Origin of the sequence: Metapseudomonas phytobenefica (assembly GCF_043392685.1) — a bacterium.
Lineage (GTDB): Bacteria > Pseudomonadota > Gammaproteobacteria > Pseudomonadales > Pseudomonadaceae > Metapseudomonas.
In genome coordinates, this window is record NZ_JBHZGM010000014.1 from 41,470 (window position 1) to 57,378 (window position 15,909).

A 15,909-nucleotide genomic window follows, 5' to 3' on the forward strand; every position below is an offset into this window, starting at 1 on the left:
ATGAGCCAACATTTCCAGCATGACGTACTGGTCATCGGCAGCGGCGCCGCTGGCCTGACCCTGGCCCTCACCCTGCCCTCGCACCTGAACATCGTCGTACTGAGCAAGGCCGACCTCAGCAATGGCTCGACCTACTGGGCCCAGGGCGGTGTCGCTGCAGTGCTGGACGATACCGACACGGTCGACTCCCACGTCGAAGACACCCTGGTCGCGGGCGCCGGCCTGTGCCGCGAAGACGCCGTGCGCTTCACGGTAGAACACAGCCGCGCAGCCATCCAATGGCTGATCGACCAGGGCGTGCCCTTCACCCGCGACGATGAAAGCGCTCGCGAGGACGGCGGCTTCGAATTCCACCTGACCCGTGAAGGCGGCCATAGCCACCGGCGCATCATCCATGCCGCCGACGCCACCGGCGCCGCCATCTTCAACACCCTGCTGGAACAGGCCAAGAAGCGCCCGAACATCCAGTTGCTGGAGCAGCGTGTCGCCGTCGACCTGATCACCGAGCGCAAGCTTGGCCGCAAGGGCCAGCGTTGCCTGGGCGCCTACGTTCTGAATCGCACCAATGGCGAAGTGGACACCTTCCACGCCCGCTTCACCGTGCTCGCCTCCGGTGGCGCGGCCAAGGTCTACCTCTATACCAGCAACCCCGACGGCGCCTGTGGCGACGGTATCGCCATGGCCTGGCGCGCCGGTTGCCGGGTGGGCAACCTCGAGTTCAACCAGTTCCACCCCACCTGCCTCTATCACCCGCAGGCGAAGAGCTTCCTGATTACCGAAGCCGTGCGTGGAGAAGGCGGCCTGCTCAGGCTGCCGAACGGCGAGCGCTTCATGCAGCGCTTCCACCCGCGCGCCGAACTGGCCCCGCGGGATGTGGTGGCCCGCGCCATCGACCATGAGATGAAGCGCCTGGGCGTGGACTGCGTCTACCTGGACATCAGCCACAAGCCCGCCGAGTTCGTGAAGAGCCATTTCCCCACCGTCTACGAGCGCTGCCTGGATTTCGGTATCGACATCACCCGCCAGCCCATCCCGGTTGTGCCGGCGGCGCATTACACCTGCGGCGGCGTGGTGGTGGACCAGCACGGGCGCACCGACATTCCCGGCCTCTACGCCATCGGCGAGACCAGCTTCACCGGCCTGCACGGCGCCAACCGCATGGCCAGCAACTCCCTGCTCGAATGTTTCGTCTATGGCCGCTCGGCGGCGGAAGACATGGTCGGGCAACTGGACAAGGTGCCGATGCCCACCAACCTGCCGACCTGGGACGCCAGCCAGGTGACCGACTCGGACGAGGACGTGATCATCGCCCACAACTGGGACGAGCTGCGCCGCTTCATGTGGGACTACGTCGGCATCGTGCGCACCAACAAGCGCCTGCAGCGCGCCCAGCACCGCGTACGCCTGCTGCTCAGCGAGATCGACGAGTTCTACAGCAACTACAAGGTCAGCCGCGACCTGATCGAACTGCGCAACCTGGCACTGGTGGCGGAGCTGATTATCCGGTCGGCCATGCAGCGCCACGAGAGCCGCGGCCTGCATTACACCCTGGACTATCCGGACCTGCTCCCGGAAGCCCGGGACACTATCCTGGTTCCGTCCATCTTCGGCGACTGAACCCCAGCCTCACGCGCAACCGGCGGTGCTGCTCCTCATCGAGGGCATCCGCCGGAATGCACACTCCCCTCCCCCACCAGCTTCCCGACAGGCGGAAACGCAGGATCACCGCCAGCGGCAGCGCCATGCTGTCCGGGCGCAACTGCACCGGGCGCCAGCCGTCGGCCGCGCACCTGAGCTGCCAGCCGTCACCATCCAGGCGCAAACCGGTGAAGGCCTTGGGGGAAGTCAGGAGAATCTGCCTGGGCAGGCAGCACGCGGCATGGGCCACGCAGGCGAGATAGCCGGAGAGCCGCGCCCATGAAGGAATGTCGGCGACCGACAGGGCCAGGACAGCCAGGAACGACAGGATCAGGTAGAAGGCCAGCAGGCGCCGCGACGGGCGCCAGTGGCATTCGAAGACGTCACTTGGGCTGGACACGGTCCAGGATCATGCGAACCATGCGGCGCAGGTCCGCGTCTTCCGGCTCGCCACGCTGCATGAACCAGCCGAACATGTCCTGGTCCTCGCACTCCAGCAGCTTGCGGTAGCGGGCCTGGTCTTCGGCGTCGAGACTCGGATAGACCTCCTGCACGAAGGGGACCAGCAGCACGTCCAGCTCCAGCATGCCGCGACGGCTGTGCCAGAAGAGTCGGTTCAGTTCAATTGAGTCGGCCATCACAGCGCCTCCGGGAATGAGGCGCGCATTATAACCTCAGCCGCCGCCCCGGGAACCCGCTGACAAGCCCCCGGCGGAACTCTATGATGGCGCCCCAGACTTTTTTCCTGCGATCCGCAATGGCCGACTCAGCATTCTTCTGTCCGCTCCCCCATGAAGGCCTGCTCGCCGTCCGCGGCGTGGACGCCGCAAAATTCCTCCAGGGCCAGGTCACCTGCAACCTCAATTACCTGGACCAGGCCACCAGCAGCCTGGGTGCCCGCTGCACCCCCAAGGGCCGGATGATCTCCAGCTTCCGCATCATCCAGGAAGGCGATGGTTTCCTCCTGGCCATGGCCAGCGACCTGCTCGAAGCGCAACTGGCCGACCTGAAGAAATATGCCGTCTTCTCCAAATCCACCCTGGGCGACGAAAGCGCCGACTGGGTGCGCTTCGGCCTCAGCCAGGGCGACGGCGCGCTGCTCGCCCTCGGCCTGGACCTGCCGCAGACCGCCGACAGCGTCGCCCGTGAAGGCAACCTGATCGCCATTCGCCTTGCCGATGGCCGCGTGGAACTCTGGGCGCCGCGCGCAGAAGCCGCCGCCCTGGAAAGCCGCCTGGCCGCCCAGCTGCCGCAGGCGCCGCTGGATGCCTGGCTGCTGGCCCAGGTGCGCGCCGGCATCGGCCAGGTCTTCGGCAGCACCCGCGAGCTGTTCATTCCGCAGATGATCAACCTCCAGGCCCTTGGCGGCGTCAGCTTCAAGAAAGGCTGCTACACCGGCCAGGAAATTGTCGCCCGCATGCAGTACCTGGGCAAACTCAAGCGCCGCCTCTACCGCCTGGCGCAGGCCGAAGGCGAGCTGCCGCAGCCCGGCGCCGAGCTGTTCTCCCCGGTTCACCAGAGTTCGGTCGGTGAAGTGGTGCTGGCGGCCCCGGCCGCGAGCGGCAGCGAACTGCTTGCCGTGCTTCAGGAAGATGCCGTGAACGATGGCCGCATCCACCTGGGCGCCGCCGACGGCCCCACGCTGAGCCTGCTGAGCCTGCCCTACACCCTGGACGCCGACCGCGACATCCAACGCTAGCCCGCCCCCAGCCGGCCACTGACGAGAAACTCAATGAGCAAGCTTGCCGACAAAGTCCAACAGGAACTCATCCAGGCCATCGAAAGCGATGAGCTGGTACTGCCGACCCTGCCGGAAGTTGCACTGAAAGTGCGCGAAACTGCCGAAGACCCGAACGCGAGCATCCATGACCTGGCCAGGGTGATCGGCAACGACACCGCGCTGACCGCCCGCATCATCAAGGTGGTGAACAGCCCGCTGCTGCGCACTAACAAGGAAATCACCGATCTGCAGATGGCCATCAGCCGCCTGGGCATGAACTACACCAGCAACCTGGCCACAGGCCTGGCGATGGAGCAGATGTTCCAGGCCACGTCCGATGTGATCGACCGCAAGATGCGCGAAGTGTGGAACAAGAGCAGTGAAATCGCCGGCATCTGCCATGTGCTCTGCCGTCACTACACCCGCCTGATGCCCGACCAGGCCACCCTGGCCGGCCTGGTGCACCAGATCGGCGTGCTGCCCATCCTCACCTATGCTGAAGAGCACAACGAGCTGCTGGCCGACTCCATCAGCCTCAACCACGTGATCGAACGCATCCATCCGCTGATCGGCGACCGCATCCTGCGCGCCTGGGAATTCCCGGAGCCGATCGCCGCCGTGCCCAGCCAGTACCTGGATTTCAGCCGCAGCTCGGCGCGCGTCGACTACGTCGACATCGTCCAGGTTGCCACCCTGCAGAGCTACCTCGGCAGCGAGCATCCCTACACCCAGCTGGACTGGAGCCAGGTGTCCGCCTTCGCCAAACTCGGCCTCGACCCGAATGTCGACATGCAGGCCGACGAAGACCTTTCCGCCGCCATGGAAGCGGCCATGGGCATGCTCCAATAACGCCTTGCGCGCATACCTCCATTCAGCGCTGGACGCAGGTTCCCCCTTGTTGCTGGATGGGGGCGAATCCGTCCATCGCAAAAGGTCGATCTCTTCATCTCGGTCTGGAGCCGTAGGGTGCGCTGTGCGCACCGCCTTCAGGCCCCATCTCGGCACCCGGCCCAACCGCCGGTGCGCACGGCGCACCCTACCCGGCCGACCCCGAGCGGCTTGCAGCCATTTTCGCGAATGAATTCGCACCCACAATCATTCCCTCACAGCGCTTCCTGATCAGGCCGGCGGGAAACTCACCCGCACCTTGAGCCCGCCAATGTCGCCATCGTGAAGGCTGATCTCGGCCCGATGGGCACGGCAGATCTCGCCGACGATCGCCAGCCCCAGTCCCGCGCCGCGGCTCTGCACATTGCGCCGATAGAAGCGCTGGAACACCTTGTCGCGATCTTCCGGCGGAATGCCGCTGCCGTCGTCCTCCACCTCCAGCACCGCGGGCGCGCGCACCCGCAGGATCACGTTGCCGCCCTTGGGCGTATGGGCCAGGGCGTTGTCCACCAGGTTGCAGAGCAGTTCGTTGAGCAGCGTCGGCTCGCCCATCACCCAGGCCTGATCCTCCGCTTCCAGCGCCAGCGCGATGCCGCGCGCGTGGGCCAGCGGGGCCAGCGCCATTCCCAGCTCACGCGCCAGCTGGCCCAGCTCGATGCGCTCGGCGCCGCCTTCGGCGATGGCCCGCGCACCGCTTTCAATGCGCGCCAGGGACAGCAACTGGTTGGCCAGGTGGGTCAGGCGATCGGTGTTCTGCGCCGCCTCTTCCAGGGTCGCTCGCCAGATCGCCGGGTCCTGCTCGCGCAGGCCCAGTTCTACCCGCGCCTTGAGGGCGGCCAGCGGCGTACGCAGTTCGTGGGAGGCATCCGCGATGAAATCCGCCTGGCGCTGGAACAGGCCGCGCAGACGTTCGGTGAACTGGTTGAGGGCATCCACCAAGGGGCGCAATTCACGCTGCACCGCGACCTCCGGCAGCGGCCGCAGGTCGTCGACCTCGCGCTCCTCCACCGCCAGGCGCAGCTTGTTCAGCGGTTGCAGCGAGGCGCTGACCGCCAGCCACACCAGCCCCAACGCCGCCGCCACCAGCAGCGCCAGGCGCCACAGGCTGTCCACCAGCAGCCCCCTGGCCAGGCGCTCGCGGGCGCTTTCGGTTTCGGCGACGCGTATCTCGGCGATCCCGTTCAAGCGCGGCTCGCTCACCGGCTGCAACAGGCTCACCACCCGCACCCCGACCCCTTCGTACTCGGCGTCATAGAAGCGCGCCAGCGCGGGGTAATCGTCTGTGCGCTGGGTACCTGGCGGTGGCGGCGGCAGGTGTTCGTAACCCGAAACCAGCTTTCCGTCCGGGTCGATCACCTGGTAGAAGATGCGCCCGGCGCTGTCATAGGCGAAGACGTCCAGGGCCACGTAGGGGACGTCCGCCTTCAAACGGCCGTCGTTCTCATAGAGGCCATCGGCTATGGCCCGGGCCGACGCCAGCAAGGTGCGGTCGTAGGCGGTATCGGCGGCCTCGCGGGCATTCCAGTAGGAACTCAGGCTGGCAATCAGCAGCAGGCCACCCAGCATCAGCGCCAGGCGGCGCAGCAGCCGCCCGCGCAGGCTGCCGGCCTCACGCATCCTGGCTCTCCAGCAGGTAGCCCAGGCCCCGGAAGGTGACGATTCGCACGGCGCTGCCTTCCAGCTTCTTGCGCAGGCGATGGATGTAGATCTCGATGGCATCGGGGCTGGCTTCCTCATCCAGCCCGAACACCTGGGAAGCCAGCTGCTCCTTGCTCATCACCCGCCCCGGCCGCGCGATCAGTGCCTCCAGCACCGATTGCTCGCGCGAGGTCAGGCTGAGGACTTCATCGGCGAGGCTGAAGCGCCGGGTGCCCAGGTCATACACCAGCGCACCGCAACGCTGTTGCTGCTCGCCGCCGAGCACGCTGCGGCGCAGCAGTGCCTTGACCCGCGCCTCCAGCTCGGTCAGCTCGAAAGGTTTGGCCAGATAGTCGTCGGCACCGAGGTTGAGGCCATGGACCCGGTCCTTCACCTCGCCACGCGCGGTGAGCATCAGCACCGGCAGCGTCTTGCCGCGTCCGCGCAGGCGCGCCAGCACCTCGAAGCCATCCATGCGCGGCAATCCCACGTCCAGTACCGCCAAGGCGTAGTCCTCGCTGGCCAGGGCCAGGTCGGCGGCAATGCCATCGTGCAGCACGTCCACCGTCCAGCCCGCACCCTTGAGCGCCTGGGCAACGCTTGCAGCCAACTGGGGATGGTCTTCGACCAGCAGGATTCGCACGACAAAGTCTCCGAAATGGCAGCGATCGCCCAGCAGTTTAACGGGCCGCCAGGCACTGTGAATGCCACGCAAGGTTTCTTTCACATTGAAAGGCTGGTGAAAGTTTCGCTGCATAGCATCGCGGCAGGGTGGCAGGGACCACCCGTAAAAAGCCGGCCCGTGGTTGCGCCGGATGAAAAGAACAACAATGGAGACCACCCGATGCTCACTGCCGCACGGCAGGCGCTTGCGCCTGTTTGCACCCTCAGCCTCGCCATCGCAAGCTGCACCCTGGCCAGCCAGGCCCATGCCGAATTCTTCAAGGACAGCTCGGCGACCCTCGAAGCCCGCAACATCTACCTGAACCGCGACTTCCGCGACGGCGCCGGCCAGTCCAAGCGCGAGGAATGGGCGCAGGGCTTCATCCTCAATGTCGAATCCGGCTACACCGAAGGCACCGTCGGCGTGGGCCTCGACGCCCTCGGCATGCTCGGCATCAAGCTCGATTCCGGCCCCGGCCGCAGCGGTACCGACCTGCTGCCGGTGCAGGACGACGGCGGCACCCCGGACGAGTACAGCAAGCTCGGCCTGACCGCCAAGGTCCGCGCCTCGAAGAGCGAGCTGCGCCTGGGCACCCACATTCCCGAACTGCCGGTGGTGAAGGCCAGCAACAGCCGTATCCTGCCCCAGGTATTCGAAGGTGGCCTACTCACCTCGAAGGAAATCAGCAACCTGACCTTCACCGGTGGCCGCCTCAACGAGGTCAAGGACCGCGCCTCGACCAACTCCGAAGACCTGGCCATCAACAACAAGAACAAGCGCTTCGCCGCAGCCGCCACCGGCGATCACTTCGACCTCGGCGGCCTGGACTACGCCTTCACCGAGCGCTTCACCGGTCGCTACTTCTTCGCCGAGCTGGAAGATGTCTACCGCCAGAACTTCTTCGGCCTGCTGGCCAGCCAGCCGCTGGGCGCCGGTACCCTGAGCGCCGACCTGCGCTACGCCATCAGCGACGACAGCGGCCGCGCCGAGGCCGGCAAGGTGGACAACCGCGCCCTCAACGGCATGCTCAGCTACGGCCTGGGCAGCCACAAGCTCGGCCTGGGCTTCCAGCGCATGAGCGGCGACACCGGTTACGCCTACATCGATGGCAGCGACCCCTTTCTGGTCAACTTCGTGCAGATCAACGACTTCGCCAACGCCGACCAGCGCTCCTGGCAGGCCCGCTACGACCTGGACTTCGCCGCCCTGGGCGTGCCCGGCCTGAGCTTCATGACCCGCTACGTCACCAGCGACAACGCCCAGATCACCGGCAGCAGCGAGGAGGGCCGGGAATGGGAACGCGATATCGAGTTCAAGTACGTGGTCCCCAGCGGCAGCCTGAAGAACCTGACCTTCCGCGCCCGCCACGCCGGCTTCCGCTCCAATTTCGCCCGCGATGCGGATGAACTCCGCCTGATCGTCAGTTACGCACTGCCCATCTGGTGAACCACAATAAAACTCCACAGGAGACTCCGATGAAGACTGCCCTCTCCCGCATCGCCCTGATCACCTCGGGCCTGCTGCTGTCGACCCAGCTGCTGGCCGAGCCCAAGCGCCCCGAGTGCATCGCCCCGGCCAAGCCCGGCGGCGGCTTCGACCTCACCTGCAAGCTGGCCCAGAGCGGCCTGAAGGATGGCGGCCTGCTCAAGGCGCCGATGCGTGTCACCTACATGCCCGGCGGCGTCGGCGCCGTGGCCTACAACGCCGTGGTCGCCCAGCGGCCTAAGGATGCCGGCACCATCACGGCCTTCTCCTCCGGATCCTTGCTGAACCTGGCCCAGGGCAAGTTCGGTCGCTACGACGAGAACGCCGTGCGCTGGCTGGCGGGCATCGGCACCGATTACGGCGCCATTTCCGTACGCGCTGACTCCCCCTACCAGACTCTGGGCGACCTGGTGGAAGCCGTGAAAAAGGACCCCGCCGCCATCGTCTTCGGTGCCGGCGCCACCATCGGCGGCCAGGACTGGATGCAGACCGCGCTGATCGCTCGCGCCGCCGGCATCGACCCGCAGAAGCTGCGCTACGTGGCCTTCGAGGGCGGCGGCGAGACCCTCACCGCCATGCTCGGCGGCCACGTGCAGGTAACCAGCAGCGGCCTGGGTGAAATCACCCCGCAACTGGCCGCCGGCAAGATCCGCATCCTCGCCGTCCTCTCCGACCAGCGCCTGCCGGGCAAGCTGGCGGAAATCCCCACCGCCAGGGAGCAGGGCTTTGACATCGTCTGGCCGGTGATCCGCGGCTTCTACATGGGCCCGGAAGTCAGCGACGAGGATTTCAACTGGTGGAAGCAGCAGTTCGACACCCTGCTGGCCAGCGAGGACTTCGCCAAGCTGCGTGAACAGCGCGACCTGTTCCCCCTGAGCCTCACCGGCGACCAGTTGAAGACCTACGTCTTCGACCAGGTCAAGCAGTACAAGCAGCTCGCCGGCGAGTTCGGCCTGGCGCAGTAATTCGCCCCTCAAGATCGGGTGAAGCGGTCGACACCCTCACCCCCGGCCCCTCTCCCAATGGGAGAGGGGAGATCAATGAATCCTAGGTAAACCGCCATGTACGTACGAATCTTCGCTGCGGTCTGGCTGCTCGTCTGTGCCTTGCTCGCCATGGTCGCCTGGGGCTTCCAGGCCCCCTTCAGCTACGACCCGGTCGGCCCGCGCGCCTACCCTCTGCTGTTGCTGTTCCTGATGGCCAGCGCCGCCATCTGGCTGATCTACAAGCCAGGCGAGGCCGAGGACCGGCCGATTTCCTGGTCCCTGGCGCGCAAGGTGGCGATTTTCGTCATCGCCCTGTTCGCCTACGGGCTGCTCTTCGAGTCCCTGGGCTTCGTCGTCAGCACCACCCTGATGGGCTTCGGCCTCGGCATGCTGTTCAACGGCCGCCTGCTGCCGAGCCTGGCCAGCGGCCTGCTGATGGGTGCCCTGCTCTACGGTCTGTTCGACTACCTGCTGGACGTTCCGCTGCCCCTGGGGCTGCTGGTGTTCCTGGAGAACTGAAATGGAAACCCTGAACTTCCTGGCCCAGGGCTTCGACGTCGCCCTGCGTCCGATCAACCTCCTGGTGGCCCTGTTCGGCGCCTTCATCGGCACCGTGGTCGGCCTGTTGCCGGGCCTGGGACCGATCAACGGCGTGGCGATCCTGCTGCCTCTGGCCTTCGCCCTCGGCCTGCCGCCGGAAACCGCGCTGATCCTGCTGGCCGCCGTGTACCTGGGCTGCGAGTACGGCGGGCGCATCTCGGCCATCCTGCTCAACGTGCCGGGCGACGCCGCGGCCATCATGACCACCCTCGACGGCTATCCGCTGGCCCGCCAGGGCAAGGCCGGCATCGCCCTCTCGCTGTCGGCGGTGAGTTCCTTCATCGGCAGCACCATCGCCACCATGGGCGTAGTGCTCTTCGCACCGATCCTGGCCAACTGGGCGGTGGCCTTCGGGCCGGCGGAGTACTTCATGCTGATGGTCTTCGCCATCGCCTGCCTGGGCGGCATGGTCGGCGACAAGCCGGTCAAGACCCTGCTCTCGGCGCTGATCGGCCTCGGCCTGGCCACAGTGGGCGTGGACGCCACCACCGGCGTCTACCGCTTCACCTTCGACAGCGTCGGCCTGTCCGACGGTATCCAGTTCGTGATCGTCGTCATCGGCCTGTTCAGCGTCAGCGAAATGCTGCTGATGCTCGAACACACCAGCACCGGCCAACAGGCGGTGAAGACCAGCGGACGCATGCTGTTCAACCTGAAGGAGTTCACCTTCACCTGGTGGAGCAGCGTGCGCAGCTCCCTGGCCGGCTTCGTCATCGGCGTGCTGCCGGGCGCCGGCGCCACCATCGCCAGCGCCATCACCTACATGAGCGAGAAGCGCATGGCCGGCAGCAGCGGCCGCTTCGGCGAGGGTGACCTGCGTGGCGTGGCGGCCCCGGAAGCGGCCAACAACGCTTCGGCCTGCGGTTCGCTGATCCCCATGCTGACCCTCGGCGTGCCGGGCTCGGGCACCACCGCGGTGATGATCGGTGCCCTGACCCTGTACAACATCACCCCCGGCCCACTGCTGTTCGAGCAGCAGCCCGATGTGGTCTGGGGCCTGATCGCCTCGCTGTTCATCGGCAACGTCATCCTGCTGGTGATGAACATCCCGCTGGTGGGCCTGTTCGCCCGCATGCTCAGCGTGCCGACCTGGATCCTGGTGCCGGCGATCACCGTGGTCAGCGTGGTGGGGGTGTACGCCGTGCACAGCACCACCTTCGACCTGGTGCTGATGGCGGCCCTCGGGGTGTTCGGCTACCTGCTGCGCAAGATGGACTTCCCGCTGTCGTCGCTGATCCTCGGCTTCGTCCTCGGCGAGCTGATGGAATCCAACCTGCGCCGCGCCCTGTCCATCACCAACGGCGACCTCGGCATCCTCTGGAGCAGCCCGATCACCATCGCCCTCTGGGTACTCACCGCCGTGATGCTGGCCCTGCCGGGCCTGCGCTGGATGCGCGCACGCCGCGCCAGGGCGAAGCTGGCCCATGCCTAAGTGGCTGCTCACGCCGCTGGCTGGCGCCGCCGGCGGCTGGTTGGCCAGCCTGATCGGCTGGCCGCTGCCGTGGATGGTGGGTTCGCTGCTGGCGGTGATCGCTGTGCGCTGCGTCGGCAACCTGCCGCTGGCGGAAGTGCCGGGCGCACGCAAGTGTGGCCAATGGGTGGTGGGTGTGGGCATTGGCCTGCACTTCTCCCCGGCGGTGATCGAGCAGGTGCTGGCCAACGGCGCACTCATCCTGGCCGGTGCCGTGGCCACCACGCTGTCCAGCGTCATCGGCATCAGCCTGATGCTGCGCAGCGGCGAGGACCGCGCCACTGCGTTCTTCGCCAGCATGCCGGGGGGCGCCAGCGAAATGGTCAACCTCGGCCAGCGCAATGGCGCGGTGCTCAGCCGCGTCGCCGCCGGCCAGAGCCTGCGCCTGCTGCTGGTGGTCCTGAGCGTGCCTGCCTTGTTCCAGCTGTTCGTCGGCGTTCCCGCCGTGCAGCATCCGGCCGCATCGGTGGACTGGGGCTGGCTGGCGCTGCTGCTGGCCGGCGGTGCGCTGCTGGCCCTGCTGATGCAGCGCTTCCGCCAGCCCAATCCCTGGCTGATCGGCCCGTTGCTGGTCAGCGCCGGGATGAGCATCGGCTTCGATCTGCAACTGGGCCTGCCACAGGGTGCCAGCCAGCTTGGCCAATGGCTTATCGGCAGCGCCCTGGGCTGCCACTTCGACCGCGCCTTCTTCAAGCGTGCGCCTTCTTTTATCGCCCGCACCCTGCTGGCCACCTCCCTGGGCATGGCCTTCGCGGCGCTCGCCGCCGAACTGCTGGGCTGGCTGGACGGGCTCGACCATCGCTCGCTGATGCTGGGCATGATGCCGGGCGGCATCGCCGAACTCAGCCTCACCGCCGAAGCCCTGCAGCTCTCGGTGCCGCTGGTCACCGCCTTGCAGGTGTTGCGACTGCTCCTGGTGCTGTTCCTCGCCGAGCCGGTGTTCCGACGCTGGCAGAGGCACAAGACCCACGCTTAGCCCGCCTCGCGCGGGCTTTTTTTGCGTGCGTGAAAGGTCTGGTGATTCGCAACGAATCGTAGCCCGGGTGAAATCCGGGAGCGGCGGAGGAACTTCCCCCGGATTTCATCCAGGCTACGGAACTGGCACTCCGCGAACGAAGCGAAATCCGACGCAGCGGACTTGCCCTGCGGTGTTGGGCCTCGTTCCTCGGACCAGCCTACGGGACTGATTGGCATGAAATCTTCCACAGGCAAATCGCACACCGATCGCAACATCCGGTTGCGTGCCCGCCTTCAACCGCCATGCGACAGGCCTATGCTCTCCCCTATGCACCTGCTGCCAAGGCCGACTTCCATGTCCGCATGCGTCACCCCGCTTCGTTGCGTGCTGCTTGCCATAACCTTCCTGCTGGCGGCGGCCTGTAGCCGCCTGGACCTGGCCTATCGCAACCTCGACCTGATCATTCCCTGGTGGATCGGCACCTACGTCAGCCTCGACGACTCCCAGGAAGCCTGGCTGGAGCCACGCCTGCAGAAGCACCTCGCCTGGCATTGCAGCACCCAGTTGCCGGAGTACGTCGCCTGGCTGGAACAACTGACCCAGCTCAGCCGGCAGCCCAAGCTGACGGCCAGGGACGTACAGGGCCAGTTCGCGCTGGTGCGCGATGCCGCGCACGACATCGCCGTGGAGATCACCCCCACCGCGCTGGGTCTGGCACAAAGTCTCTCCCCGCAGCAGATGGGCGAGTTCTACGTCGCCCTGGACGAGCGCAATGCTGAACAGCGCAAGGAGCACGTCGCGCCACCGCTCAAGGCTCAGGTGGCCGCGCGATCAAAGCGCATGCGCGAGCGCGTCGAACAATGGATGGGACCGCTGCGACCGAGCCAGCAGGCGCGCATCGAAACCTGGGCCAGGGATCAGGGCGACTACAACCGGATCTGGGCCGAGAACCGTGAAAACTGGCTGAAGGAACTGCGCAATGCGCTTTATGGCCGTCATAACGCGGACTTCCCGGGGCGCCTCACCACCCTGCTGCAGAACCCGGAAAGCTTCTGGACGGCGAATTACCGCAAGGCCTATCCCGCAGTGGAAGCCTCCCTGGCACGCCTGCTCAGCGACCTGTTCAATAGCGCCGACGAGCGCCAGCGCAATGCCTTACGCCAGCACATCGGCGAGCTGGTCGCGGACCTCAGGGGACTCGACTGCTACCCGCGCTGAGTGCCCGGCCTCAGAGCGCGGGCAGACTCCAGTCGATAGGTTCCAGATCGTGCTGGATGAGGAACTTGTTGCAGCGGCTGAAGTGGCCATTGCCGAGAAAGCCCCGGTAGGCCGACAGCGGCGACGGATGCGCCGACTTCAGGATCAGGTGCTTGGTGGGGTCGATCAGCCGCTCCTTGCTCTGCGCATGGGAACCCCAGAGCAGGAAGACGAGGTGCGGGCGTTTCTGGCTGACGACTTCGATCACCTTGTCGGTGAACGGCTGCCAGCCGGCGCCGGCATGGGACCCGGCGCGCGCCTGTTCGACGGTGAGGGAGGTGTTGAGCAGCAGCACGCCCTGCTCCGCCCAGGACTGCAGGTAACCATGGGACGGAATGTCGATGTTCAGGTCGCGCTTGAGTTCCTTGTAGATGTTCTGCAGTGACGGCGGCGCCGGCACGCCCGGTTGCACCGAGAAGCACAGGCCGTGGGCCTGGCCCGGACCGTGGTAGGGATCCTGGCCGATGATGACCACTTTCACCTTCTCCAGCGGCGTGGAGTTCAGCGCATTGAAGATCAGCGGTCCCGGCGGGAAGATCACCTTGCCGGCGGCCTTCTCCTGACGCAGGAAATCGCCCAGGGCCTTCATGTAGGGCTTCTCGAACTCGTCCCGCAGGGCTTCTTTCCAGCTCTCTTCGAGCTTGATCCGGTCGTCGCTATCAGTCATCGCTCAGTCTGTTCCGTGGCGCTTGCCGGGGCGCTTCCCGCCCGGTGGTCGGGCACCCTATGAAATGCCCACTACCCTTGTCAATCAAGGACGCCCGGAGCCAGCCCACATGGACAATCGCCACGACACCGTGAAACTCGCGCTCTACGAACGCTTTCTGAATGACGCCAGTGCGCTGCCGCCGATGCCGGATACCTCCCTGCGCCTGCGCCAGTTGCATGCGTGTGAAACGACTTCCCCCGAGCAGGTCAGCGCCCTGCTGGAAAGCAGCCCGACCCTGGCTGAACGCCTGATGGAGTTCGCCAGCCTGCCGCTGCTCGGCCACGTCCGCCCCTGCCCCCGGCTGCTGGACCTGGTCAGGCAGCTGGACGGCAGGCGCCTGGCCAACCTGGTGCTGGCCTTCGAGCTGCAGCAGTTGTTCGACGGTGACGAACCCAGCCTGTGCAAGGTCTTCAGCAAGCGCTGGAACCTCAGCCTGCAACGGGCTGCCCTGAGCGCCGGCCTGGCCCAGCAGCTGCCCCACCTGCAGGAGGTGGACGCCCTGCTGGCCGGCCTGCTGCAGGACGTCGGCAGCCTGCCATTGCTCCAGGAACTGCACCACTGGCCACAGGTGTCGCGCCTGGAGGTCGATCTGCAACGGCTTTGCGAACAGCTCTCCGCCGAACTGGGCGTTCTGCTGCTGAGCGCCTGGAAATTGCCCGGCAACCTGCAGGACTGCGCGCGCCTGCGTCGTGACTGGTGCCGCCAGCACAAGGGCGCGGTGGACCTGGCGGACGTGGTCCAGGTTGCCAGCCAGCTGCTCGAAGAACCCCGGCAGGACGACCGCCTCGCTCGGCTGCCCGCCTACCAGCGCATGGAACTGCCGACGCCGCGCCTCCTGCGCGCGGAACTCGCGGAAGTGGTGGCGCTGTGGCTGAAGCTGCTGGGTGGCAGGCCTCTGGAGGCAGACTGAGCGGTAGTCGAGATACGGGGCTGCTGCGCAGCCCCTGGCGATTGAAATCGCCCCCGCAGGAGTCCGTGCGGTTCACCCCTGGTGCAAGGCCCGGTAATGACTGGGCGCCATCCCCACCACCTTGCGGAACAGCCGCGAGAAGTAATAGACGTCTTCGTAGCCGAGTTGCTCGGCGATCTGCTTCACCCCCTGATTGCCCTCGTCGAGCAGGCGGCAGGCGTGAGCCATCTTCAGCTGGATGAAGTCCTGGATCGGCGCGTGCCCCGTCAGGGCCCGGTAGGTCTTGGCGAAGTGGAAGCGCGACAGCTTGAACTGCGCCGCCAGCTGGTCGAGGTTGAGGCTGTCGTGCAGGTGGGCACGCATCACCGCCTGCACCGCATCCACGTCCAGTACCCGCCCCGACTTGAGATACCCCCGCACTGGCAACACCGCCAGGGAGGTCAACAAGGTCTGCAACTGGTGGGCGGCATGGACGAAATGCGGCAGGTTCAGGCCCTGCTTGCGCAACCCCAGTAGCGCATCGAAGTCGGCCAGCAGGCGCGGCTGCACGCCGATCCGGTGCAGGACCGACAGCCCCAGGGGCCGCAGGTAGTCCGCCACCAGTTCCCCTTCGAAGTGCACCCAGTAGATGCTCCAGGGCCGTTGTGCATGGGCGCCGTATGCATGGGCGCGGCCCTTGGGCAACAGCAGCAGGTCGCCACCGCCCACATCGAATCGTCCATCCTCGGTTTCCAGCCAGCCCTGCCCGGAGCGGCAGTAGATCAGCAGGTTGTCTTCCGGTTCATGGCGATCCATGAGGTGCCCGCGGGCCTCCGGGTAGTAGCCCAGTGCCAGTGGATAACAGGCGGAGGTCAAGGGGTGACGAGCCAGCAGGCGGCGCAGGCGGGGCGGCGTGGTGAAGCGCACGCTATCGGCCGGCAGCGGCCAGCTGGAGGTTTCGACGGAGCGGCTCATGGTCATCATTGGAGTGGCTCGCAATCCCAAG

16 protein-coding genes are annotated in these 15,909 nt (G+C 66.4%); 10 read left to right on the forward strand and 6 right to left on the reverse strand.

What is annotated here, in order from left to right; translation table 11 throughout:
• Positions 1-1,617, forward strand: coding sequence for an L-aspartate oxidase (gene nadB / locus ACFW0B_RS13215; RefSeq protein WP_449148808.1), 1,617 nt, complete (start codon positions 1-3; stop codon positions 1,615-1,617).
• Here nadB and ACFW0B_RS13220 read toward each other — a convergent pair.
• Together ACFW0B_RS13220 and ACFW0B_RS13225 are read right to left on the reverse strand one after the other, a co-directional pair.
• Positions 1,586-2,038 carry a protein YgfX gene (locus tag ACFW0B_RS13220; RefSeq protein WP_449148810.1) on the reverse strand — a complete coding sequence of 151 codons (453 nt, stop codon included), beginning with the start codon at positions 2,036-2,038 and terminating at the stop codon, positions 1,586-1,588. The two genes, nadB and ACFW0B_RS13220, sit on opposite strands and share 32 nt — an antisense overlap.
• Positions 2,022-2,276, reverse strand: a complete 255-nt coding sequence (locus ACFW0B_RS13225; RefSeq protein WP_151132420.1) for an FAD assembly factor SdhE — start codon at positions 2,274-2,276, stop codon at positions 2,022-2,024. The genes ACFW0B_RS13220 and ACFW0B_RS13225 overlap by 17 nt, the downstream gene beginning before the upstream one ends.
• A 119-nt stretch (positions 2,277-2,395) precedes the next feature.
• On the opposite strand from ACFW0B_RS13225, the gene ygfZ reads away from it, so the two are divergent.
• Entirely contained in the window at positions 2,396-3,337 is a 942-nt protein-coding gene (ygfZ, locus tag ACFW0B_RS13230) for a CAF17-like 4Fe-4S cluster assembly/insertion protein YgfZ (RefSeq protein ID WP_449148812.1), read from the forward strand.
• Positions 3,338-3,370: 33 nt separating this feature from the next.
• Entirely contained in the window at positions 3,371-4,207 is an 837-nt protein-coding gene (locus tag ACFW0B_RS13235; protein ID WP_449148814.1) for an HDOD domain-containing protein, read from the forward strand.
• Between the two features lie 270 nt (positions 4,208-4,477).
• Here ACFW0B_RS13235 and ACFW0B_RS13240 read toward each other — a convergent pair whose 3' ends face one another.
• Together ACFW0B_RS13240 and ACFW0B_RS13245 are read right to left on the reverse strand one after the other, a co-directional pair.
• Positions 4,478-5,863 carry a sensor histidine kinase gene (locus ACFW0B_RS13240; protein ID WP_449148816.1) on the reverse strand — a complete coding sequence of 462 codons (1,386 nt, stop codon included), beginning with the start codon at positions 5,861-5,863 and terminating at the stop codon, positions 4,478-4,480.
• Positions 5,856-6,527: a response regulator gene (locus ACFW0B_RS13245; protein WP_449148818.1), complete on the reverse strand. Its 672-nt coding sequence runs from the start codon at positions 6,525-6,527 to the stop codon at positions 5,856-5,858. Before ACFW0B_RS13245 ends, ACFW0B_RS13240 begins: the two co-directional genes overlap by 8 nt.
• A gap of 201 nt (positions 6,528-6,728) precedes the next feature.
• Between ACFW0B_RS13245 and ACFW0B_RS13250 the strand changes: the two genes are divergently transcribed.
• The 6 genes from ACFW0B_RS13250 (at position 6,729) to ACFW0B_RS13275 (ending at position 13,266) form a co-directional block, all read left to right on the forward strand.
• Entirely contained in the window at positions 6,729-7,994 is a 1,266-nt protein-coding gene (locus ACFW0B_RS13250; protein WP_449148820.1) for an OprD family porin, read from the forward strand.
• 29 nt (positions 7,995-8,023) lie between these two features.
• On the forward strand, positions 8,024-8,998 hold the full coding sequence (locus ACFW0B_RS13255) for a tripartite tricarboxylate transporter substrate binding protein (RefSeq protein ID WP_449148822.1): 975 nt from the start codon (positions 8,024-8,026) through the stop codon (positions 8,996-8,998).
• Between the two features lie 96 nt (positions 8,999-9,094).
• Positions 9,095-9,538 (forward strand): tripartite tricarboxylate transporter TctB family protein, encoded by a 444-nt coding sequence (locus ACFW0B_RS13260; RefSeq protein WP_449148824.1) that lies wholly within the window; start codon positions 9,095-9,097, stop codon positions 9,536-9,538.
• Between the two features lies 1 nt (position 9,539).
• A complete protein-coding gene (locus ACFW0B_RS13265; RefSeq protein ID WP_449148826.1) occupies positions 9,540-11,051 on the forward strand; it encodes a tripartite tricarboxylate transporter permease in 1,512 nt (503 codons plus the stop codon).
• Positions 11,044-12,066, forward strand: a complete 1,023-nt coding sequence (locus ACFW0B_RS13270) for an AbrB family transcriptional regulator (protein ID WP_449148828.1) — start codon at positions 11,044-11,046, stop codon at positions 12,064-12,066. The genes ACFW0B_RS13265 and ACFW0B_RS13270 overlap by 8 nt, the downstream gene beginning before the upstream one ends.
• Positions 12,067-12,402: 336 nt before the next feature.
• Positions 12,403-13,266: a DUF6279 family lipoprotein gene (locus ACFW0B_RS13275; protein WP_449148830.1), complete on the forward strand. Its 864-nt coding sequence runs from the start codon at positions 12,403-12,405 to the stop codon at positions 13,264-13,266.
• 10 nt (positions 13,267-13,276) lie between these two features.
• Here the strand turns inward: ACFW0B_RS13275 and ung are convergent, their stop codons facing one another.
• A complete protein-coding gene (ung, locus tag ACFW0B_RS13280) occupies positions 13,277-13,972 on the reverse strand; it encodes a uracil-DNA glycosylase (RefSeq protein WP_449148832.1) in 696 nt (231 codons plus the stop codon).
• Positions 13,973-14,081: 109 nt separating this feature from the next.
• Between ung and ACFW0B_RS13285 the strand changes: the two genes are divergently transcribed.
• Entirely contained in the window at positions 14,082-14,924 is an 843-nt protein-coding gene (locus ACFW0B_RS13285; RefSeq protein ID WP_449148834.1) for an HDOD domain-containing protein, read from the forward strand.
• A gap of 72 nt (positions 14,925-14,996) precedes the next feature.
• Here the strand turns inward: ACFW0B_RS13285 and ACFW0B_RS13290 are convergent, their stop codons facing one another.
• On the reverse strand, positions 14,997-15,878 hold the full coding sequence (locus ACFW0B_RS13290) for an AraC family ligand binding domain-containing protein (protein WP_449148836.1): 882 nt from the start codon (positions 15,876-15,878) through the stop codon (positions 14,997-14,999).
• Positions 15,879-15,909: the final 31 nt, after the last annotated feature.